Origin of the sequence: Bradyrhizobium rifense, from assembly GCF_008123425.1 — a bacterium.
Taxonomy (GTDB): Bacteria; Pseudomonadota; Alphaproteobacteria; order Rhizobiales; family Xanthobacteraceae; genus Bradyrhizobium; species Bradyrhizobium rifense.
Genome location: NZ_VSSS01000061.1, coordinates 23,423 through 44,956, shown reverse-complemented (window position 1 = coordinate 44,956; position 21,534 = coordinate 23,423). Strand labels below are relative to the sequence as shown.

General features: G+C 64.4%; 21 protein-coding genes and 1 tRNA gene. 7 read left to right on the top strand and 15 right to left on the bottom strand.

The window, feature by feature from the left end; genetic code table 11:
- The first annotated feature begins 41 nt into the window (after positions 1–41).
- The 3 genes from FXB40_RS35790 to FXB40_RS48325 all read left to right on the top strand — a co-directional run bounded on the left by FXB40_RS35790 (position 42) and on the right by FXB40_RS48325 (position 1,582).
- The gene (locus FXB40_RS35790; protein WP_148776992.1) at positions 42–215 is read left to right on the top strand and encodes a hypothetical protein; all 174 of its coding nucleotides are present in this window, start codon (positions 42–44) and stop codon (positions 213–215) included.
- 146 nt (positions 216–361) lie between these two features.
- The gene (locus FXB40_RS35785; protein WP_148776991.1) at positions 362–1,366 is read left to right on the top strand and encodes an AraC family transcriptional regulator; all 1,005 of its coding nucleotides are present in this window, start codon (positions 362–364) and stop codon (positions 1,364–1,366) included.
- 63 nt (positions 1,367–1,429) lie between these two features.
- On the top strand, positions 1,430–1,582 hold the full coding sequence (locus FXB40_RS48325) for a hypothetical protein (RefSeq protein ID WP_187437379.1): 153 nt from the start codon (positions 1,430–1,432) through the stop codon (positions 1,580–1,582).
- Positions 1,583–1,633: 51 nt separating this feature from the next.
- Here the strand turns inward: FXB40_RS48325 and FXB40_RS35780 are convergent.
- The 3 genes from FXB40_RS35780 to FXB40_RS35770 all read right to left on the bottom strand — a co-directional run bounded on the left by FXB40_RS35780 (position 1,634) and on the right by FXB40_RS35770 (position 3,110).
- A tRNA-Arg gene (locus tag FXB40_RS35780) sits at positions 1,634–1,710 on the bottom strand.
- 152 nt (positions 1,711–1,862) lie between these two features.
- On the bottom strand, positions 1,863–2,393 hold the full coding sequence (locus tag FXB40_RS35775) for a hypothetical protein (RefSeq protein WP_148776990.1): 531 nt from the start codon (positions 2,391–2,393) through the stop codon (positions 1,863–1,865).
- Positions 2,394–2,555: 162 nt separating this feature from the next.
- A complete protein-coding gene (locus tag FXB40_RS35770) occupies positions 2,556–3,110 on the bottom strand; it encodes a hypothetical protein (RefSeq protein WP_148776989.1) in 555 nt (184 codons plus the stop codon).
- Positions 3,111–3,262: 152 nt separating this feature from the next.
- Between FXB40_RS35770 and FXB40_RS35765 the strand changes: the two genes are divergently transcribed.
- Positions 3,263–3,649 (top strand): VOC family protein, encoded by a 387-nt coding sequence (locus FXB40_RS35765; protein WP_148776988.1) that lies wholly within the window; start codon positions 3,263–3,265, stop codon positions 3,647–3,649.
- A gap of 45 nt (positions 3,650–3,694) precedes the next feature.
- Here the strand turns inward: FXB40_RS35765 and FXB40_RS35760 are convergent, their stop codons facing one another.
- A complete protein-coding gene (locus tag FXB40_RS35760; RefSeq protein ID WP_148776987.1) occupies positions 3,695–4,192 on the bottom strand; it encodes a hypothetical protein in 498 nt (165 codons plus the stop codon).
- 263 nt (positions 4,193–4,455) lie between these two features.
- Here FXB40_RS35760 and FXB40_RS35755 point away from each other — a divergent pair, with 263 nt between their 5' ends.
- A complete protein-coding gene (locus FXB40_RS35755; protein ID WP_187437378.1) occupies positions 4,456–4,809 on the top strand; it encodes a GrlR family regulatory protein in 354 nt (117 codons plus the stop codon).
- Between the two features lie 60 nt (positions 4,810–4,869).
- Here the strand turns inward: FXB40_RS35755 and FXB40_RS35750 are convergent, their stop codons facing one another.
- The 10 genes from FXB40_RS35750 to FXB40_RS35705 all read right to left on the bottom strand — a co-directional run bounded on the left by FXB40_RS35750 (position 4,870) and on the right by FXB40_RS35705 (position 18,742).
- Complete coding sequence (locus tag FXB40_RS35750) at positions 4,870–7,557, bottom strand: PAS domain S-box protein (RefSeq protein ID WP_148776985.1); 2,688 nt, start codon at positions 7,555–7,557, stop codon at positions 4,870–4,872.
- 90 nt (positions 7,558–7,647) lie between these two features.
- Positions 7,648–8,562: a DMT family transporter gene (locus tag FXB40_RS35745; RefSeq protein ID WP_148776984.1), complete on the bottom strand. Its 915-nt coding sequence runs from the start codon at positions 8,560–8,562 to the stop codon at positions 7,648–7,650.
- Between the two features lie 80 nt (positions 8,563–8,642).
- Entirely contained in the window at positions 8,643–9,437 is a 795-nt protein-coding gene (locus tag FXB40_RS35740) for an NUDIX hydrolase (protein WP_148776983.1), read from the bottom strand.
- Between the two features lie 4 nt (positions 9,438–9,441).
- Positions 9,442–10,395 carry a dihydrodipicolinate synthase family protein gene (locus FXB40_RS35735; RefSeq protein ID WP_148776982.1) on the bottom strand — a complete coding sequence of 318 codons (954 nt, stop codon included), beginning with the start codon at positions 10,393–10,395 and terminating at the stop codon, positions 9,442–9,444.
- Positions 10,396–10,425: 30 nt separating this feature from the next.
- Positions 10,426–11,304, bottom strand: coding sequence for an SDR family oxidoreductase (locus FXB40_RS35730; RefSeq protein WP_148776981.1), 879 nt, complete (start codon positions 11,302–11,304; stop codon positions 10,426–10,428).
- A gap of 78 nt (positions 11,305–11,382) precedes the next feature.
- Positions 11,383–12,243: a MaoC family dehydratase gene (locus tag FXB40_RS35725; RefSeq protein WP_148776980.1), complete on the bottom strand. Its 861-nt coding sequence runs from the start codon at positions 12,241–12,243 to the stop codon at positions 11,383–11,385.
- Between the two features lie 148 nt (positions 12,244–12,391).
- Entirely contained in the window at positions 12,392–12,781 is a 390-nt protein-coding gene (locus FXB40_RS35720; RefSeq protein ID WP_148776979.1) for a Zn-ribbon domain-containing OB-fold protein, read from the bottom strand.
- A complete protein-coding gene (locus FXB40_RS35715) occupies positions 12,781–13,938 on the bottom strand; it encodes a thiolase domain-containing protein (RefSeq protein WP_148776978.1) in 1,158 nt (385 codons plus the stop codon). The genes FXB40_RS35720 and FXB40_RS35715 overlap by 1 nt, the downstream gene beginning before the upstream one ends.
- A gap of 475 nt (positions 13,939–14,413) precedes the next feature.
- Positions 14,414–14,992: a hypothetical protein gene (locus tag FXB40_RS35710; protein ID WP_148776977.1), complete on the bottom strand. Its 579-nt coding sequence runs from the start codon at positions 14,990–14,992 to the stop codon at positions 14,414–14,416.
- Between the two features lie 258 nt (positions 14,993–15,250).
- Positions 15,251–18,742 (bottom strand): indolepyruvate ferredoxin oxidoreductase family protein, encoded by a 3,492-nt coding sequence (locus tag FXB40_RS35705; RefSeq protein WP_148776976.1) that lies wholly within the window; start codon positions 18,740–18,742, stop codon positions 15,251–15,253.
- Positions 18,743–19,022: 280 nt separating this feature from the next.
- On the opposite strand from FXB40_RS35705, the gene FXB40_RS35700 reads away from it, so the two are divergent.
- The gene (locus tag FXB40_RS35700; RefSeq protein WP_148776975.1) at positions 19,023–20,249 is read left to right on the top strand and encodes a c-type cytochrome; all 1,227 of its coding nucleotides are present in this window, start codon (positions 19,023–19,025) and stop codon (positions 20,247–20,249) included.
- Between the two features lie 37 nt (positions 20,250–20,286).
- On the opposite strand, the gene FXB40_RS35695 is transcribed toward FXB40_RS35700, so the two are convergent.
- Entirely contained in the window at positions 20,287–20,931 is a 645-nt protein-coding gene (locus FXB40_RS35695; RefSeq protein WP_148776974.1) for a trimeric intracellular cation channel family protein, read from the bottom strand.
- A 164-nt stretch (positions 20,932–21,095) separates the two neighbouring features.
- Between FXB40_RS35695 and FXB40_RS35690 the strand changes: the two genes are divergently transcribed.
- The gene (locus FXB40_RS35690; RefSeq protein WP_148776973.1) at positions 21,096–21,518 is read left to right on the top strand and encodes a hypothetical protein; all 423 of its coding nucleotides are present in this window, start codon (positions 21,096–21,098) and stop codon (positions 21,516–21,518) included.
- Positions 21,519–21,534 lie beyond the last annotated feature (16 nt).

Sequence of the window (21,534 nt, the reverse complement as noted above, 5' to 3'; positions counted from 1 at the left end):
TAGATCAAAGATGAAATTCGTCGTGCCGTCATGCTGCGCCGATGGCCGATCTGATTGTTTTCCGGTGCCCGCAGACGGGCATGAACGTGCAAACCCATCTCGAGAAGCAGCAGGGACACGAGGGGCGAAGCTTCGAGTCCTTCGCCTGCCCTGCCTGCACGAGGCTCCATTTCATTGACCTCGCCACCGGTCAGCCGATGAGCAAAGACCGTTGATGGTGACATCGATCTGATCGCCCTCGTGGCATGATGTCCGCAATATTACGGCACTGAATCCTGTTTACTGAATCGTCGTGTTTCGCCATTGATGGCCATGTACTGACGTTCATTTTATTGTCACATTGCAGCATCCGGCCAGACGCATGTTCTTCGACGCTCTCGCCCCGTCCTCCGCACTCCAGTTGATCCGGTTTACCGACGTCGACGCGTTTCGACCGGCTGAGTCGCTGGAAGACGCCCGCAGCATTCCGCTCGACGTCGCCAATTTCGCAGCCGCGCGGGCGGTCGTGAACCTGCCGGCATGCAGGATCATCGTCGCAAGATCGTTCGCCCGCATCCTTGACACCGCCTACCGCGCGCCGGGCGGCATGGTGATCCTGCCGATGAGCGACGATCTGCGCGCCAGCTCGAGCGGAATGGACCTCGACTCGCGCTTCTTCATTGCCTTGCGCGGCAACCACGACTGCCATTTCGTCGAGCCCCAGATCAATCATCATGCGCTGATCATGTTCTCGCCCACGCTCAGGGATCGCGGCTGGTTCGATCGCGCCGACGCGTTGTGGGTTCGCATCGCAGACCCCGTCGCTCACCTCTACGCGCGACAGCTTGTGCAAGACATCCTCAGGACTGCATCGATCGCGCCGCGCATGTTCGCGACCACGGAAGCCGCCGCCCATCTCCAGGAGGGCCTGCTGCTCGCCTTCGATGACCTGTTTCGAACGAACCCGTTGTCGGAGCGTAGCGCCGCGAATGCAGGCGCGCGATCTGCCAGGCTCGTGCAGCGGATCGACGATTACGTCGCAGCCTATCCGACCGCCCCGATCTATACGGCCGATCTCGCTGGTGAGTTCGGCGTCTCGATCCGGACTCTCGGCGGTGCAGTAGCCAAGGTGCGCGGCATGAGCCTGCATCAATACATCCGCCTGAAGCGGCTGTGGGCCACCCGCACGCAGCTTCTCAGGAGCGGTGGCGCATCGGTCGCCTCGTGCGCGCGCGCTCAGGGCTTTCATCACCTCGGCGAGTTTGCCGCGGCTTACCGCGCGACCTTCCACGAAGCGCCCTCGGACACTCTGGCGCGGGCTCGCTCGCATACGGTTGCTCCGGAACAAGTGCTCATGAACCACGTTGCCAGTGCCGGACAGTTTTGAAGCCCCGCGCACGCGCTGCGCGGGTTTTCTTCACTGTCGGCAACCTTGGTTCAAAGGAAACGAATGTCCATTAGCCGCAATTTGTTGTTTCTGATTATTGGCGCGTTGGTCGTGACGGCGGGGGTACTTGGCTACAATCTCTATCAGGCGAAGAAGCAGCCTGACGGCCTCCAGATCAACGTTGGCCCCAACGGACTGAAGATCCAGGGCAAGTAGGCGAGATTTGCGGATTGAAGCGGTCAGACCTGAAGGCTCTGGCCTGACAAATGGCGCGCTCGGAAGGATTCGAACCTCCGACCCTCGGAATCGAAATCCGATGCTCTATCCAGCTGAGCTACGAGCGCCCGGGCCCTGGTCTTGGGCCACAACCGAAGCGCCGCGGACATAGGCTGGCAGGCCAACTGTCCTGCGACGCTTGGATCGGTTCGAATTAGCAGAGAGGTCGGACAATAAAAAGCCCTCCCCGCCTTTATCAAGGCGGGGCAGAGGCGCGCTGTTACCAGGTCGTGTTGAAAAGACCGAAATGCGGCTGCTGTGCCACCAGCATCATCGGCTGACCACGCTGCGGCGCCGGATGCGCCCGGGCCACCTTGCGCTTGGGCTGGGCTGGCACCTGAGCCTGCGGAGCCTGGGTCTGGGCCACCTGAGCCTGAGCCTGAGCCTGAGCTTGCGGCTTGGCGTCGACCTTCCTGGCCGCAGCCACATCGCCCTTCGGCGTGAACTGGGCGAAGGTCTCGCGCACCCGCGCCTTTGCCGACATGTCAGTCAATGGGTCCGCTTGCGCGGTCGGCTGAGGCGCCGCGACGGCTGCCGTCTTCGTCACCGGCGCGGCAATAGTCGGCTGGCTGGTGTCAAGCACCACACGATCAGGCAGATGACGATCGGATCGGATCCGGATCAGCGGCTGGTCATAACCCGCGGTCGCAACGGCCTGCGCAACCGGCGACGTCGGCCAAACGAAATCGGCCGCGAACAACAGGGCGAGCAGCGCCCCACCGACGAACATGAAATACCGAAAGATGGGCATTGGCCGCGCTCCGCCCCCCGCATCCCCGCAAGGGCTATCCGCCTTAACAGGCGATCCTATAATTGGTTCCTGGGCCCAGCCGTTTGGTTCAAATGGCAACGCCAAGATTTTTGGCCAAGGGGCAAGGACGGTAACTTTTTCGCTAGCGGAACGCGCGGCCCTTTAGGCGCGCCGCGCGGTGACCAGCGAACACATCGCCTGATCGGCATTCACATTGACGAATCCGACCGGGACGCGCGCAAAGGTCTTGCGACTCTTCGTGCCGACAATATCGGCCAGCACGCGGCTGCGGTCGGTCAGATGGCTGCCGTCGCGCCGCGTGAAGGCGCAGACGATCTCGACATCCTTTACGGCATAATCATTGTCATTTCGCACGGTAAAGGTCACCAGCGCCTTCGAGCCGAGCCCGCCGCGCCGCCAGGTCTGCGATGAGATCTTCAACCGATCGAGCCCGGCAGCCTCCGCAGCGGAGGTATCTGAGGCGCTTGTCAGGGGAGCTGGATCGATGCTCGCCAGCGCCAAATTCGTAGGCTCGGTTTGCGCGACATTGCCTTCGGACGGCGGCATCAGCAGCCAGACGGCACCGCCAACCACGAGCGCCGCCAGCAGCCACAACAGGCCTCGCTTGAGCCAGACGCTTGTGGGCTGGAGCCGTGGCGGGCCCTCGCCATTCCCAGCGCAGCTTCCCAGTCCGGTCCGGCCAAACCCTGCGTTCATGGGTGCGTCACTCGCCTCCTTCCTCAATCCATGAGACGAACTAAGGTTCCCGCGACGGCGCGAATCTCGGATAGGAGCCATGGTGGCGATCGTCGATCGGGATCGCTAACATGCGCTGCAACATCGCGAAGACCCTATCGGAAGGAATTGAAATGCCAGTCGTCGTCACCTGGGATCACATCCATCTGCGCAGCCCCGATCCGGAAGCGACCGCGGCCTGGCTGCGCGACATCCTCGGCGGCGAGATCGTGCGCGCGCCGGGACGCATCGACGTGAACCTCGGCGGCGCAAGAATCTTCATCGCGCCGCTGGAAGGCGAGAGCGCCGTCAGCGCGCCGCCCCCACATCCCCATCAGGGCCTCGACCATTTCGGGCTCACGGTGAAAGACATCGACGCCGCCGCCGCCGAGATCAAGGCCAAGGGCGTGACGTTCACCCGCGAGCCGACCACGATCCGGCCTGGCGTCCGCATCTGCTTCATCCGCGGCCCCGAAGGTATCTCCATCGAGCTGCTCGAGCGCGACAAGAAATATACCTGACGGAGCGCCGCATCCGATATCGAAGCCGGGCGTGCTCTTGCCCGGCTAGGTCATACTGCCGGGCATAAAGCATCGGATCGTGACGCCCATGTAGCCGTAGATCGGCCAGACCATGGTGCGTCCGACCCGGTTCGGCTCCGAGATCACGGCCTCCTCGGGCACGTCGACCCATACGAGCTCTTGCTCCCGGCCCTCGATCACGTAGCCCAGACGCGGGATGCGGACACGATAGTGCCCGTCCTTGCTCTCCCAATCGGAGTCCGAGATCGCCGAGCCGTCGGCATCGGAACAGCATGGTCCCTTGGCGCTGCGCAAGCCGTCGAACCAGGCTTTCAGTTCCGTATTGGTGTTGACGAACTGACCGCGGTCGCGTGCGTGCCCGCGTGGGGCAACCAGCGCGATCAGCGCCAGCGCGCAAGCAAGACTTGCTGCGCTTCGCCACTGTATGGGACGGCCGATCCGCCGTCGTTGTGTTTCGCAACTCGTGGGACGCGCACTGTACAGACGCGGCTCATCGCCGCCGGATTCGATCCAGTTGCTCACGTTCGTCTTGCTCCAGCACCCCGCGGCTAGTGCAACAATGGTTTATGCATTTCGCGGGCCAACTCTGATTCGCAACGACTGGCCTCGCAACATGATGAGACCGTCATAACCGCGTCACACACAAGCCGGGACAATTACGGTTCGCGTGCCGGCATGGGACACCACCGCCGGCGAAACTGCCGCGTTGCGCGAGGGGTTGCGCTTTGGCATAAAAGCTTCACCGGTTACGCCGTTGGGCGATGGCGGCCGGCCGACGGGACGTTATGAAGAACGGCCTCTATTCGATTCACGTGAGCCTGCTCGATGGTCGAGTCGGCAAGGGCAGTGGCGTGATTCTTTTTCGCGACGGCAAGATCCTTGGCGGCGATGCCTACCTCTATTACACCGGCAGCTACGTGGTGAAGGACGACCACACCTTCAAAGGCGAGGTGCTGGTGCAGCGGCACACCTCGCCGCGGGGCGATGACAACCCGCTGTTCGGCGGCCCAGCCCCGGTCGGCATCGGCGTCAGCGGGACCTACACGGAGACCCGCGCGGAGATGACGGGAACGGCGCTGGTCGGCAAGGCCAGCCTGATTTTCGGCGCCACGCTGCACAAGCTCGCAGAGGCCGACTAGAGCATGATCCGGAAAAGTGTGTAGCGGTTTTCCGACAAGATCATGCTCAAACAATAGATGCTATTCGGCGGCCTGCTCCAGCGGCGCCGTACGCGGCAGGATCATCTGGATGCGCGTCCCCTCGCCCGGCTCGGAATCGAGGTCGAGCCGCCCGCCGAGCCGGTTGGTCACGATGCTGTAGACGATGTGCAGCCCGAGACCAGTACCGCCCTGGTCGCGCCGCGTCGTGAAGAACGGATCGAAGGCGCGCCGGCGCACGTCGAGGCTCATGCCGCAGCCGTTGTCGGCGACGATGATCTCGACATTGTCCTTGCCGGACTCGCGCACCCTGATGTCGATGATCCCCGGACGTCCGTCCGGGAAGGCGTGCGCCACCGAATTCAGGAACAGATTGGTCAGCACCTGGCCGTACGGGCCGGGATAGCTGTTCATGGTCAGGTTGGGCTGGCACTCGACGTTGAGCGTCAGGTTCTGCTTGCGCAGGCCCGGACGCAGGCTCATCACCACCTGCTCGGTGAGGTCGGCAAGGTCGAAGCTGCGCTGGTCCGAATAGTTGCGGTCGGCCGCGACCTGCTTGAACGACTGGATCAGCTCGGCTGCGCGGTTGAGATTGGAGACGAGCTGCGAGGACGCGTCGCGGCTGGTGTTGAGGTAATCATTGAGCGTCGAGCGGCGAAGCTCGCCGCGCTCGACCTCGGCGCTGAATATCGCCGTCTTGCGCTCCAGCGCAGACGCCACCGTAAGGCTGATGCCGACGGGATTGTTGACCTCGTGCGCGACACCGGCAACCAGGCGTCCGAGGGCTGCGAGCTTTTCCGCCTCGATCAGCGAAGCCTGGGTCTCGCGCAGATTGCGCAGCGCCGTCTCGGCGGAGTCCTTGGCCTTCCGCATCTCCTGCTCGCCGCGCTTGCGCTCGCCGATATCGAGCGCCACGGTGACGATCCGCTCGATCTCGCCCTCGGCATCGAGCAGCGGCAGCTTGTTGACCAGCCATTGCCGCATGTTGCCGGACGCGTCCTTGTACTCCTCCTCGTAGAAGCCAAGACCCTTTCGCAAGTTCAGCACGCGCTTGTCGTTCTCGTCGGTCTTGGCCGCGCCGTAGCGCGACATCAGATCGGCGGTGGTGCGGCCGAGCGCGTCGCCGGGCTCGATGCCGAAGATGCCGGCCATATAGCGGTTCATCAGCACGTAACGGAGGTCGCGGTCCTTGACGTTGATGACGGCCGGCACAGTGTCGATGACCTGCTGGAGCAGGCGGCGGCCTTCGGCGATGGCGTCTTCCGCCCGCTTCTGGTCGGTGATGTCGCGCAGCGTACCCTCATAGCGGACGATCCTGCCCTGCTCGTCCCGCACGCCGGTCGCGCTGTCGGAAAGCCAGAGGATGTTGCCGCTGCGCTGGCGCACCTGATATTCGAACTCACGCACCATGCCGTCGCGGTGCATCAGCCGCTGGTACTCGTCGCGTGCCGCGGGATCGACGTAGATGGTGTGGGCGATGTCGTTGATGCTGTCGATCAGGTGCTGCGGGCTATCATAGCCCATCATCCGCGCCAGCGCCGGATTAGCGTTGAGGAGATCGCCGGCCGGTGTCGTCACGTAGATGCCGTCGACCGAGCCCTCGAACAGCTTGCGGTAGCTTTCCTCGGCCAGCCGCTGCTCGGTGAGCGCCCGTACCGCCGCCTCGCGCGCCGTGTCGGCCTCCTCCAGAGCACGGCGGAACACTTCGGCCGCGCGCGCGATGTCGCCGATCTCGTTGTCGAGATCGGCCGACGGGATCGAGGTCCTTTTCTCGCCGGCCGCAAGCGCCCGGATCGAGCGCGCGATCTGAGCCAGCGGACGCACTGTCCGACGCACCACGAAGCCGGCGGCGAGGATGCCGATCAACACACCCATGCTGCCGAGCACGATGCTCTGCCAGCGCGCCTCGGCAAGCGTCCGGGCGAAATCGCGCGACAGGACATGGCCGCGGCGGTCACTGACGTCACGAAGCAATTCGGTGACGCGGCCGATCAAACGGCCTTCGGTTCCCAGCACCTCGCGGTCGATATCGGCGATCTGCCGTTCGCGGACGGCCACCGCGATGATCGCATCGGCGTAATTGTTCACGGCCGACTTCAACCGGCTATCTGCGATCTCCATCGTCCGCATGCCCTGCGCGGCCTGTTCGGCGGCGGACGGGTTGCGTGCTAGCAGCCCGAGCGCAATCCGGCTCTGCGCCTCCGACAGGCGGGCGGCGAGATCGCGGTCCCCACTTTCGGAGACCGCCGCGTCGAACTGATCGCGCAGCGGCGGCAGCCCGGCGAGCAACTGCGCACGGCGATCGATCAGGGTCGAGATCCGCTGCAGCCCGCTGCGATAGGTCGCAAGCCGCTCGGAGACGCCGTCGATCATGTCCTGCTGCTCGGGGGCAAGATCGATACGGGTCTTCTTGAGGATGTCGCTCAGGGTCGAGGCGGCCTCCCCCACCTGCTGGAACTGGATGCCGGCGCCGGGATCGGTGACGAAGTCACGCGCGGCGAGCCGCAAATCGTTCATGCGGCGGTCGATATCTTCCGCCAAATCGCCGACGCTCTGGAGCCGCTGCAGCTCGGCGAAAGTGGCGTCGATATGCCGGATCGCGATCACGCTGGCGGTCGAGGTGACGATGATCACCGCCAGCACCAGAATGAAGCTGCCGAACGTCATCTGGCCGATCGACAGCGAGAACGATCGCTTCGGCGGCGGATTCGGTGGCGTTTCGACGGGCATTGGGGCGGAACCGGACTCCATACACCCCCAATATACGCTGTATCGCCCCTCCGGGGGAACATGCCTCCGCCGGCCGGAACGGGCTGTTTTTCATGATGGTTTAGCGACGGCCGGGCGCCGGGCCGGGATCGTCATGGCGGCAACGCCGAGGACGACGCAGGCCAGGCCAATCCAGGCGGTCTGGCTCAGGGTTTCCCCCAGGAAGGCGACGCTGATGGCGACCCCGATCGGGACACGGAGATAGGCCTGGGCGGTGGTGCCGACCGAGCCGAGGGTCTGGATCAGGCGGAAGTAGATCGCGAACGCCGCCGCGGTCGAGAACACCGCCAGCGCCAGCAGCGCCAGCACGGAACTCAGCGAGGGCGACAGCGTCCAGGGCTGTTCGAGCACGAGCGAGGCCGGGATCAGCACGGCCGCCCCGGCCAGCAGCGAGCCGGCCGCGGGCGCCATGGGATCGAGGCCCTTGAAGCTCCGGCCGAAGATCGCAGCGCAAGCGTAGCAGATGGTGGCGGCGACGATCGCGGCTTCCGCGACGAGGCCGCTGCCGATGTCACGGAACGCATCGACGCCGACGATCAGCAGGATGCCGGCCATGCCGGCGACCACGCCGAACAGTTTTCGCGCCGTCGTGGCCTCATGGCGGGTGACCACCGCAGTGAGCAGGAAGGTGAAGATCGGCCCGGCCGAGTTGAGGATGGTCGCGAGCGATGCATCGACATGACGCTCGCCCCAGGCGATCAGGGTCCAGGGGATGACGCTATTGAGCACGGCCTGGAAGGCGAAGCGCTGCCAGGTCGGCCCGTCCGTCGGCATCCTGATGCCCCTCGCCCACATGACAGCGAGCAGCAGCAGGCCCGCAATCGTCGTGCGTGCGGCGATCAGCGTGACCGGCGGGATGGTGGCGACGCCAAGCTTGATGAAGGTGTAGGAGCCGCCCCAGAGCGTTGCGAGCGCGACCAGCAGCGCCAGCTCGACGGCGATGTTGGTGTCCTGCCGGTTGTCCATCGGATGCATCCCGTCCATTCGCGATGGACGGAACCTAGCGCGTCTGCGGCCGCCAATACTTCGCCCGATGTCGAAGTGTCCTAGCCGACCGCGCCGACCTCGAACACCTCGCCGTCATAGCCGGCTTCGCGGGGAATCCGGAGCTGACGGCCAGTGTCGGTCTTGGTCATCACAGGCATCACCGTGACGATGGACATACCCTTGGCATGATCGAGCGCGGCTTTCACGCTTGGCTGCTTGGCAAGCCGGATCAGGTTGCGCGTGGTCGGGAATGGCAGCTTGAAGCGGCCGCTGTCACCGCCCTCCACTGCCTCGCGTGCCGACACCCAGATCGAGTCGGTCGACTCGCGGCCGTCATGCGCGCCGAGCTGGTCGGGCGGCGCTGCGGCCAGGAAGAACCAGGTGTCGAAGCGCTTCGGCATGCCCTCCGGCGTGATCCAGTGCGCGTAAGGCACGAGCGTGTCGAGCGCGAGCTGGAGGCCGTTGTCGGCCAAAATGCTGAGGAAGCTGATCTTGTGCTCGTTGAGCGCAACGCGATGCGCGTCAGCAATCTCGCCGGCACGCTTGGCATCAACAGGCGTATTCGGGCCCTTCGCGCGCGCCAGCAGGATGCCGCTTTCCTCAAACGTCTCGCGGATCGCAGCGATGCGGAAACCACGGTCCGCCTCGCTGAGGCCCTCGCCGCCCGAATAGAGGTCCGACCGCTTGACGATCTCCTGATCGCCGGCATCGACACTGCCGCCCGGAAACACCAGCGCGCCCGAGTTGAACTCGATCTGATGATGGCGGACCATCATGAAGACTTCGACTTCCTTCGCGCCATCGCGCAGCAGGAGGATCGTCGAGGCCGGGCGTGATGCTGATGTCTCGGGCATTCAACTAGCCTGCGGCGCTGGACTGCGGGCCGAGATTGGCGCGCTTGTCGACGCGGGCGACGCGCGACAGCAGATAATCGACCTCCGCCTTCGCCGCCGGCGTGATGGTCGCAGCGGGCTTGCGCTGGGCGCTGGAGGCGATGATGCCGCGCTTCTGCAGCACGTGCTTGCGCACGGCAAGGCCGGCACCCGGCTGCTGCTCGTAGCGGATCAACGGCAGATGGGCGTCGAACAGATCATGGGCGGCATCGCGCTTGCCGGCCTTGGAGAGGTTCACGACGTCGATCAATAGCTCGGGGAAGGCGTAGCCGGTCATGGCGCCGTCGGCGCCGCGCTCCATTTCGAAGTCGAGGAACATGCCGCCATTGCCGCAGAGGATCGAGAGCGGACGAAGCGAGCCGTCCTTCTGGAAGTTGCGCAGCGTCGAGATCTTTTCGAGGCCCGGCCAATCCTCGTGCTTGAGCATCACGCAGTTCGCATTGTCGGTGACGATCTTGCGGATCACCGCGGGCGTGAAGATCACCGAGAGCGTCAGCGGATAATCCTGAAGCACCCAGGGCACATCAGGGCCGATCGCTTCGGCCGCCTGCTTGTAATAGCCGATGATCTGGTCGTCGGTGCGGAGCGAGGGCGGCGGCGCGATCATGACACCGGCGGCGCCTGCGTCCATCGAAGCCTTCGCCAGCGAGCGCATGGTGGCAAAGCCCGGCGCGGAGACGCCGACGATCACCTGCATCTTCTTGGCGCGCTTGACGAAGCGCACCGCCACCTGCTCGGCCTCGGCGGCATCCAGCTTCGGCGCCTCACCGAGAATGCCGAGCACTGTGACGCCGTCGCAGCCGACCTCCTCGTAGAAATCGGTCAGGCGGTCGATCGATCGCTCGTCGATCCTTCCGTCGTCGTGGAACGGCGTCGGCGCGATTGCGAAGGTGCCCTTGGCGTCGGCGGTCAGTTTCATCGGGTCTCTCTGTCCTATCATCTGTCGTGGCTAAAACCGCCGCGCGCCCATCTTGATCTGCTCCTCGGAGAAGAAGATCTCCTTGGCGTGATCTGCGATGTCCCGGGCGTTCCAGCCCGTGTGCGGCGGTTTCCAGCCTTCCATTTCCATCATCCGCATTTCGCGCACGCCTCGGGGCCCGGACACGCCCAGCACCTTGCCGGTCTGGTCGCCCGACAAGTCGCTGACCATGTATAGCACGGCCGGCGCGATGCCGTCCGGGCCCAAGGCCGCACCGGGGTTCTCCTTATAGCGGGGCAGGTCTGCGGTCATGCGGGTCAAGGCGCCCGGGGCGAGCGTCCAGATCCGGATGTTGTACTTGCGGCCCTCGATCGCCAGCACGTTGGACAGGCCCCAGATGCCGCCCTTGGCCGCGCCGTAATTGGTCTGGCCGAAATTGCCGATCAGGCCCGAGGTCGAGGAGGTGTTGACGATGACGCCGCCGCCGTTTTCCCGCATCCAGCGAAACACCGGCATGGTGCAACAAAAGGTACCCTTCAGATGCACCTTGATGACCTTGTCCCAATCGGATTCGGTCGCCTTGGCGAAGGTCTGGTCGCGCAGGATGCCGGCATTGTTGACGAGGATGTCGGCGCGGCCGAAGTGCTTGATGGCGTCGTCGAACACCGACTGGCCGCCCTCCATGGTCGAGATGTCGGCGCCATTGGCGACCGCCTTGCCGCCCTCCGCCTTGATCGCGTCCACGACAAGCTGCGCCATCGACTTGTCGGCGCCGGAGCCGTCGCGGGGCCCACCGAGATCGTTGACGACGATCGAGGCCCCTTCCCGCGCGAACAGCTTTGCGTAGGCCTCACCCAGTCCCCCGCCCGCGCCGGTGATCAGCGCAACCTTGCCGTCGAGTAGTCCCATGGTGGCTTCTCCCTGTTTGTTTTCCTTCACCTCTCCCCGCAAGGGCGGGGCGAGGGAGACGACGGCCGTCGCGTGTTGCTAACCCAGCACCGTCTTGCCGTTCTTGATCACGGTGACGCCGCGCGACTTCACCTTGGCTTCGAACGAGATCGTGTTGCCGTCCTTCCAGAGGTCCATGGTCACGGTCTCACCGGGATAGACCGGCGAGGAGAACCGCGCGATGTGCTGGCGGAACGCGCTGGCGTCGTAGTCCGCATAGGTCTGCAGCACGCCGCGGCAGGTGATGCCGTAGGTGCACATGCCGTGCAGGATCGGACGCGGGAAGCCGGCCTTCTTGGCGAACTCCGGATCGGAGTGCAGCGGATTGCGGTCGCCGCAGAGGCGATAGACCAGCGCCTGGTCGGGACGCGTGACGATGTCGATGGTCCTGTCGGGCGCGCGTGACGGGATCATGTGCGGATCGGGCTGGGTCAGGTTCGGCCCGCCAAAGCCACCATCGCCGCGGGCGAAGCGCGCGGCGACGAGCGTGGCGAGCTTCTCGCCCTTCTCGTTCTTGAGCACGGTCTGGTGGCTGATGACGACGCCCTTGTCCTTGCCCTTGTCGTAGACCTCGACAACGGAGGAATCGGCGGTGATGTTGGCAGCCACCGGCAGCGGCTGATGGAATGTGATGTCGCGCTCGCCATCGACCACCATCACGCGGTTGAGATTCATCTCGCCCGGCCCCGAGCCCCACGCGGCGACGGAGGCGAAGGTCGGCACCACCTTCAGCGGCCGCGGCGTGAACGTGCCCTCGTTGACGAAGGCGAGCTCGTTCTCGTCCATGGGATCGGCGCCGAGGCCGATGCCGCAGGCGTAGAGCATCACCTCACGATCGCTGTAGGCGTATTTCTGGCCGATGTTTTTTAGGCCTTTGAGTTCTTCGTATCTGGCGGACATTTTTTTTGTTTCCTCCCGGTGGTTCTCATCCTCATGGTGAGGAGGCGCTCTTGCGCCGTCTCGAACCATGACGATGCCCGAAACGCTTCCTTGTCGCGGCCATCCTTCGAGACGCTTGCTTCGCAAGCTCCTCAGGATGAGGACCGTCCTACGCCGGCGTGAAGAACGGCAGCGGGGCGCCGTCGGTCGGCTTGAACACCACCTTCACCTTCTGGCCGATCTTCAGCTTCTCGAGATCGCAGTCGACGAAATTGGTCTGCACCGACGGGCCCTCCTTCAGCGTGACGTAGCCGATGGCATAAGGACCCGTCGGCGACTTCCGCATCAGGCTGTACGTGTAGATCGTGCCCTCGCCCGAAGCCTCTTCCCACACCGTCTTGTCGGAGTAGCAGAACGGGCAGATCGAGCGCGGAAAGTAATGCGCATCGCCGCAGGCGGTGCAGCGCTTGATCATGAACTTGCCCTGCTTGGCCGCGTCCCAGAATGCGGCGGTCTCGGGGTTCGTGACCGGGGCGGGATATTTCTTGGCTTCGCTCATCACACGCGCTCCAGAATGGCCGTCGAGGCGGCGTGGCGAACACCCAAAAGGCCGCCGGTGCCGTGGGCGATGGCGAGATCGCAGTTCTTCACCTGCACCTTCGGATGCGCCTCGCCGCGCAGCTGCCGGACGGCTTCGATGATCTTGGTCATGCCTCCGCGGTTGACGGGATGGTTGCTGCACAGGCCGCCGCCGTCTGTGTTGAACGGCAGCTTGCCGACGCCCGAGATCAGGTTGCCGTCGGCAACGAACTTGCCGCCCTCGCCTTTCTTGCAGAAGCCGAGGTCCTCGAGCTGCATCAGTACGGTGATGGTGAAGCTGTCATAGATCGAGGCGTATTTGATGTCCTTCGGCGTGATGCCGGCTTCCTCGAACGCGCGCGGGCCGGACCAGATGCCGGCGGAGTAAGTGAGATCGAGATCCTTGCCGCCGCGCGGGCCCTTCATCGCCTCGCCATGGCCGATCAGCTTGACCAGCGGCTTCTTCAGGCTCTTGGCGATCTCGGGCGTGGTCACGATCAGCGCGCCGCCGCCGTCGGAGACGACGCAGCAATCCATGCGATGCAAGGGATCGGAGATCATCGGCGAGTTCAAGACGTCCTCGACGGTGACGACGTCCTTGAGCATCGCATGCGGATTGTATTGCGCGTGATGCGACGCGGCGACCTTGATCCAGGCGAGCTGCTCGCTCGTGGTGCCATAGTCGTGCATATGGCGCATGGCACACATGCCATAGGCATTGTGCGTGGTCGCGCCGTAAGCGGACTCGAAATCGGCTTCCGCACCGGCCGCGCGCGGCGGCATCACGCCGGTGCGCGGCTTGCCGGCGAGCGTAATCAGCGCGATCGAGCACTTGCCCGCCGCGATCGCCTCTGCCGCATGGCCGAGATGGATGATGTAGGAACAGCCGCCGGTCTCGGTGGAATCGACGTGCCGGAGCTTTTTGGTGTTCAGCCCGAGATAATCGACCATCGGCCAGGCGCCGCCGGGCGCGTCGCCCGCGCAGAAATAGCCGTCGACATCGTCCTTGGAGAGCCCGGCATCCTCGATCGCGCCCTTGGCGACCTCGGTGTGCAGCTGGGCGGTGGATTTGTCCGGCGCATGCCGGGTCGGGTGTTCGTAGATCCCGGCAATGTAGGCTTTGCCCTTGATGGTCAAAACAGAGGTCTCCGCTCGCGTTTCTTCTTGGCTCTTTTTTCTGAACCGCAGTGGGCTGATTGGCAAGCGCGGAAATATTCCGTCGGGCGAGAGGGCAGCGGCGAGAGGGTAGCGGGTGAGCGCAAGTGGGGGCAGTCATGGAGCGCCCCTCTGCTCCCGCGTCGTCATTGCGAGCGCAGCGAAGCAATCCAGGAATCTTTCCGCGGGTGCATTTCTGGATTGCTTCGCTGCGCTCGCAATGACGGACACCACAGCCAAAACCCTAAAGGTGTTTTGCCCGACGGCACAAGCGATATTTCGCTTTATCGGAATCCGCCTGCTTTACGAAAACAACCCCATGCACAGTAGAACGGTGGTTGATTTCAAACGGGAAATCACAGGGCGGGCAAAGCGACGCGTGCCCACCTTCTACGCAACCCTCGCATGTTGGTGGACGCGGCGCTTTTGCGCCTTTGCCCATGCTACGGCTCCGGCGCTATTGGCACGGCTCGGGCTCCAGTACTGTCGGCCTCAATCCCGTCGACAGGCGGATGACTTTGCCGGCCTGGGCCGTGAAGAGGATGGAGCGCTTGTGGTCAGGACTCTCGACCTCGAGCTGGTACTCTGGCGAATAGTCGCTCTTGGCATCCTTCGGATCGTGCTCGGCGTTGGTGTCGGCCACATCGTTGCCGCCGCGATCATAGAAACCGAGGCTCTTCGTCACCTGCCCATAGGCTCCTTCGATGGCTCCCTCCGCGGCGCCGATTTCGAGCCCGTGCGTGTCAGCCACGTGAGGTGCCTTCCCGTCCGAGCTATAGACCTGAATGACGGTGACCTTACCATGCTCAATGACATAACCGAGGCCCGGATCCTGTCCGTCGGCGCGCCAGGTCACGTAGCATTGGTCATCTTCGAACGGGAGTTGCCTGGGCAGCAACTTTGTCTTCAGCGCTTGCTCGGCCGCCTTCACATTCATGCCTAGGCGGACGGGACCGACTCCATCCCAGGACAGGATTTCGGCGGAGGCCGGCGTCGCCAGCAGCAAGGCCGACGTCATCAGCAGCGCACGCCGCATTTATTGCTCCCAAGCCTCGGTATCGATCCATATCTGCTTGTAGCCCGGATGGAGCGAAGCGCAATCCGGGGTTATCACCCGAGGATACGTTCATCCCGGATTGTGCTTCGCTCCATCCGGGCTACGGGGCTTCATTCGCTGATAGAGCAAAACCAGTATCGAAGGGGGCAGAGCGAAGCGTGCCCACCTCTTCTGATTCAATTCCAGTGAAATGGTGGGCACGGCGCGTTGCGCCTTTGCCCACCCTACGGGACTTGGCTACTCCGCCGCGATCTGCCTCGGCGCGGGCGGCGGGCTCGCGAGGTCGGCCGCGAGCTGGGCGTAGCGGGCCTTGGCGTCCGCGACCGCCTTCTCCTTGACCGGGCCGTAGCCGCGGATGCGGTCGGGCAATGACAACAGCTCGACCGACGTGTCGATCGTGAGCGGCGACAACAGGCCGAGCACGGTGGCGACGTCCTTCTCGTAGCCGACGATCAGGTCGCGCTCGAGCTTGCGGTCGGCGCTGCGGCCAAAGATATCGAGCGGGGTGCCGCGCAGGAACTTGAATTTCGCCAGCACGCCGAACGCTTTCAGCATCCACGGGCCAAAGGCACGCTTCTTGGGGCGGCCCAGCGCATCGACACCTCGGCTGAGAATCGGCGGCGCCAGATTGAAGCTGAACTTGAAGTCGCCCTCGAACTGGTCGCGGAGCTGCTTTTCGAAGCCGCCGTCGGTGAAGAGCCGCGCGACCTCGTACTCATCCTTGTAGGCGAGCAGCTTTGCGTAGTTGATCGCGACTGCGCGCGGCAGCGCATCACCATAGCTGCCCTTCGCCGCGGCATCGCGGACCTGGTCGACCAGCTTGCGATAGCGTTTTGCCAGGCGGCCGTTCTGGTAAGCGGTAAGATGCTTGCTACGGTGCTCGATGACTTCGTCGAGCGTCATGGCGTCCAGCGTCTTGGGTGCGGCGACCTCGTCTGTCCCCTTCAGCATATCGGCGAGACGTGCAGGGTCCGCGACCGCAAGACGGCCGAGGCGGAAGGCCTCCTTGTTCATCTTGATCGAGACGCCGTTGACCTCGATCGCCTGCTCGATCGCTTCCGCCGACAGCGGCAGCAGGCCCTTCTGATAGGCAAAGCCCATCATCATCATGTTGGTGGCGATGCTATCGCCGAGCAGCTGCTCAGCCGGCTTGGTGAAGTCGAAGAAGACCGAGTCCTTGTGCAGCGCGGTCTCCAGCAGTCCGTTCAGCTTGCGGGTTTGGAAGTTGAAGTCGCGGTTGAGGACGAAATCGGCGGTCGGGATGACGTGGCTGTTGATGATGCCGCGGGTACGGGTGGTGTCGCAGAGCGAGATCGTGTCCTTGGCGACCGCGACCACCTCATCGGCGGCGAGCACGACGTCGGCGGTGCCGGTGACGATGCGCGAGCAGGTCACCTCGGCCGGATGATCGGACAGGCGGACGTGGCTCAGCACCGCGCCGCCCTTTTGCGCGAGGCCGGACATGTCGAGGATCATCGAGGCCTTGCCCTCGATATGCGCGGCCATGCCGAGCAGCGCGCCGATGGTGAGCACACCGGTGCCGCCGACACCGCCGACCGCGATGTTGTACGGCTTGTCCAGCGTCGGGCGCGAAGCGGGCTCGGGAATGGCACCGATATCGCCGAGATCGGCCGGCGCGCGGTGGCGGGGCTTGCCGCCGTCCACGGTGACGAAGGACGGGCAGAAACCCTTCACGCAGGAATAGTCCTTGTTGCAGGACGACTGGTTGATGGCGCGCTTGCGGCCGAACTCGGTCTCCAGCGGCTCGACCGAGATGCAGTTCGACTGCACCGAGCAGTCGCCGCAGCCTTCGCAGACGGCCGGGTTGATCATGACGCGGCGCGCCGGATCCTCCATCGTACCGCGCTTGCGGCGGCGGCGCTTCTCGGCGGCGCAGGTCTGCACGAAGACGATGGCGGAGGTGCCCTTGTACTCGCGGCACATCTTCATGACGTTGTCGAGCTCGTCGCGGTGATAGAGCTTCACGCCGGGCGCGATGGTGTCGGCGGGATAGGTGTCGGGGGCCTCCGAGACCAGATAGATCTCGCGGATGCCTTCGGCGTGGAGCTGGAAGGTGATCTGCTGCGGCGAGAGATCGCCGTCGTGACGCTGGCCGCCGGTCATGGCGACTGCGTCGTTGTAGAGGATCTTGTAGGTGATGTTGGTCTTGGAGGCGACTGCCTGCCGGATCGCGAGAAGGCCCGAGTGGAAATAGGTGCCGTCGCCGAGGTTCGCGAAAATGTGGTTCTCGTTGGTGAAGGGCGCGATGCCGACCCACGGCACGCCCTCGCCGCCCATATGCGTAAAGGTCTCGGTCGAGCGGTCCATCCACAGCGCCATGAAGTGGCAGCCGATGCCGGCCAGCGCGCGGCTGCCTTCGGGGACCTTTGTCGATGTGTTGTGGGGGCAGCCGGAGCAGAAGTAGGGAGTGCGGGAGACAGGCGCTGTCGCCTGCATCTGGGTGGCCTGGCGGCCGTTGAACCAATCGGCCTTGACGCGGAGCATCTCCGCGATCTCGGGGTTGAGATTCAATCGAAGCAGACGCTCGGTGAGCGAGGTCGCAAGCGAGGCGACGCTGAGCTCGGCGGCAAAGGTCAGGAAGCGCTTGTCGTGCTCGTCCATCTTGCCGACGATGCGCGGGCGGACGTCGTCGCGCCAGTTGAACAGCTCCTGCTTGACCTGGTTCTCGACGATCTCGCGCCGTTCCTCGACGATGAATATTTCCTCGAGGCCGACGGCGAACTGGCGCACGCCTTCCGGCTCCAGCGGCCAGGGCATGCCGATCTTGTAGAGACGAAGGCCGATCTTGGCGGCGACCTGCTCGGTGATCCCGAGCTCGCGCAGCGCCTGGCGGACGTCCTCATAGCTCTTGCCGGAGGCCATGATGCCGAACCGGGCGTTCGGCGAATCCATGGTGACGCGGTTGACCTTGTTGGCGCGGGCAAAGGCGATCGCGGCAAAGCCCTTGTAGTCCTGCAGGCGGCGGTCCTGCTCGAAACGGTCATCGGGCCAGCGCAGATTGAGGCCGCCGGGCGGCAGCTCGAAATCAGGCGGGATGATGAAGGGCTTCATCTCGTCGGTGAGGTCGATCTCGGCGGTGGTCTCCACCGTCTCCGTGATCACCTTCATGCCGACCCAGCAGCCGGAATAGCGCGACATCGCGATACCGAGCAGGCCCATCTCGATCATCTCGTGGATGCTCGAGGGATAGAGATACGGCATCAGCGCCGAGATGAAGGCGTGGTCGGACTGATGCGGGACGGTCGAGGACTTTGCGCCGTGGTCGTCACCGGCCAGGCACAGCACGCCGCCGTTCTTGGCCGAGCCGGCGGCATTGCCGTGGCGGAACACGTCGCCGCAGCGGTCGACGCCGGGGCCCTTGCCGTACCAGATGCCGACCACACCGTCATACTTGGCGCCGGGCGAGAGGTTGAGCTGCTGCGATCCCCAGACGGCGGTCGCCGCCAGATCCTCGTTCACGCCGGGCTGGAACTTGATGTTGTACTGCTCGAGATGCTTTCGCGCGGCAAAAAGCTGCTGGTCGTAGCCGCCGAGCGGCGAGCCGCGATAGCCGGAGATGAAGCCCGCGGTGTTCAGCCCCGCAGCACGGTCGCGGCGAATCTGGGCCATGGGCAGGCGGACCAGCGCCTGGATGCCCGTCGTGAAGATATGGCCGGTGTCCTGGGTGTATTTTTGATCGAGACTGATCGGACCCTGGTTGATGCCCATGTTGTCCTCTTCCGCCCTTTTGAGCGTTTGGCTGCTTAAGCCGTTGCCTGCCCGTTGTTTTTAGCTAGGGCGCGCCGACCACCTGCGCCACTCTATGTCGGATATTTAACGCGGCGCACCAGAAATCTGGCGCTTCCGCGACGGCAGGAAAAAAACGCAATTTCGTGGCCCGAAAGGCATGGGCGATTTTCAATTTGTGTCACCATAGCCCTGCGTCGCGAAACGACGTGACGCCCGTATGATGCGAATGGGCTGATGAGTCGCAGCAAGGGGGTCGACGATGCGGAGGATTCTGGCTGGCCAGGCTCTGGTAGGTTTGGTCTTGTGCAGTGCGGTTACGAGTGCGGCGCTCGCTGCCGAGCCGTCGCCCGAGCTGATCGCCTACGGCAAGACGCTGGTCGAGGCCGGCGACTGCGCGGGCTGCCACACCGCCGATCCCGCCAAACCCTTTGCAGGCGGCAAGCGGATCGACACGCCCTTCGGCGCGATCTACGCGCCGAACCTGACGCCGGACCGCGACACCGGAATCGGCGCCTGGCAGGATGCCGATTTCACCCGCGCGGTACGCACCGGCACCGCACCGGATGGCTCGCTCTATTACCCGGCCTTCCCCTACCCTTACTTCACCCGGATGACCAAGGACGACACGCTGGCGATCCGCGCCTATCTCGGCACGCTCGCGCCGGTCATGAGCCGCAACAAGCCGCCGGAGCTGCGCTGGCCGTTCGGTTATCGCGGCTTGATGCGGGCCTGGAACTTGCTGTTCTTCACGCCCGGCCTGTTCGAGCCGGACCAGAGCAAGAGCGCGGCGTGGAACAGGGGCGGCTATCTCGTCACCGGGCTCGGCCATTGCGGCGCCTGTCACACGCCGAAGAACTATTTTGGCGCCGACAAGACCGCGCAGGCGCTGTCGGGCGGCGACCTCGGCGGCTGGTATGCGCCGCGGCTCGATGGCGCCACCCGCACCGGGTTACAGTCGTGGAGTGCCGACGACATCACCGAATATCTGCAGAGCGGTCGCAACGCCAGGAGCCATGCCGACGGGCCGATGGCGGAGGTGATCGTCAATTCGACCTCGAAAATGAGCGATGCCGATGTGCGTGCCATGGCAGCGTATCTGAAAGACATGCCGCCGGTACGGCGCGAGTCGAAGGTGACGCCGCCTGACGAGGCCGAGATGAAGGCGGGCCAGGCCGTCTACGCAAAATTCTGCATCGCCTGCCATGAAGCCGACGGCTCCGGCGCGCCGCGCATCTATCCACCATTGCCGGGGAATGCGCTGCTGCAGTCGATCAACCCGTCCTCGACCCTGCGCATCATCCTCGACGGCGCCCACACCGTGACGACGCCGCGGGCGCCGAACACCGGCGAGATGCCGCCCTATGCCAGGCAATTGTCCGATGACGAGATCGCCGCGGTGACGAACTACATCCGCAATTCCTGGGGCAACGCCGGCCCGCTGGTGACGCCGGCGCAGGTGGCGAAGGCGCGCGGGCAAGGGCCGTAGCTGTCTCCCTCGTGGATGGAGTGAGACGACGTCAGCCTTACTTCTCCTCATCTCCCGTGAATACAAACTTCGGCATCTCCCATTTGTAGCGCACCGCGAGCAGGCGGAAGCTGATGCCTAGAACAAAGGTCAAAATGGTCCAGAGCTCGGCGTTGAGATTGAGGCCGAAGGCGGTCGCGTAGAACAGCCCCGTCACCACCGAGACGCTGGCATAGAGTTCAGAGCGAAACAGCAGCGGCACATCGTTGCAGAGCACGTCGCGCAGCACGCCGCCGGCGCAGCCCGTCACCATGCCGGAGACGATGACGATGGGCAGCGTGGCATCCATCTGCCAGGCAACGTCGCAGCCGGTCATGGTGAAGACGACGAGGCCGATGGCATCGAGCACGATGAAGGCTAGTCGAAGCCGGTGCACGAGGTGTGCGAACAGGATCGTCACCAGCGCCGCTGCGCCCGGCAGGACGAGATAGATCGGGTTCGCGACCCAGGCCAGCGGATAGTGACCGAGAAACAAGTCGCGCAGCGTGCCACCACCGAGCGCGGTGATGCTGCCGAGCAGGCAGACGCCGACGTAATCCATGCTGCGGCGGCCGGCGGCGAGCGCCGCCGTCATGCCCTGCGCGGTCAAGGCGACCAGCGCCAGAAGATGCAGCACGCTATCGCTCGGCGGCAGGCTCCACATCGCTTTGTTCCCTCATTCCCGCCCTGGAACTTACGTCCGCGGTTCCCGGGTGAACAGGTTCCCGATTCCCGTCGCCGGGACAACATGCGACGAAAGCATGAGGGGCGCGGAACAGAATCTCGCACCTCGGGGTTGTCAGGCCGCAATAAACGAGGAGACCAATGATGGCTGACGACCGTTTTCCCAACGATCCGTATCGCCCGAACCTCGCCGACGATGAGTACCTTCGCGCGGCGCGCCGGGATGGCGACTTTCAGGTCGATCCCGAGTTGGGCGAAGGCCCCGCCTCCAGCGGCAAGGTCGCGCTATTCGCCGTGGCTGTCGCCCTGGTGCTGGGCGCCGTGTTCTATGGCTTGAACAATAGCAGCACGGGTAACCAGGCGAGCACTACGCCGACAACGCAGACCGCGCAGCAGACGGCTCCGGCCAATCCGGCCGCGCCTCCCGGCATGCGTGACGTAACGCCGCGCAACAACGCCCAGCCGGGCATGACGACGGGTGCTGCGCCGAGCAAGCCGGCCGCACCGGCTCCGGATATGCCTGCGGCAAAGCCGGATCCGGCTCCGCCGTCTGACGGCGCCAAGTAACGATTTACAACACGTT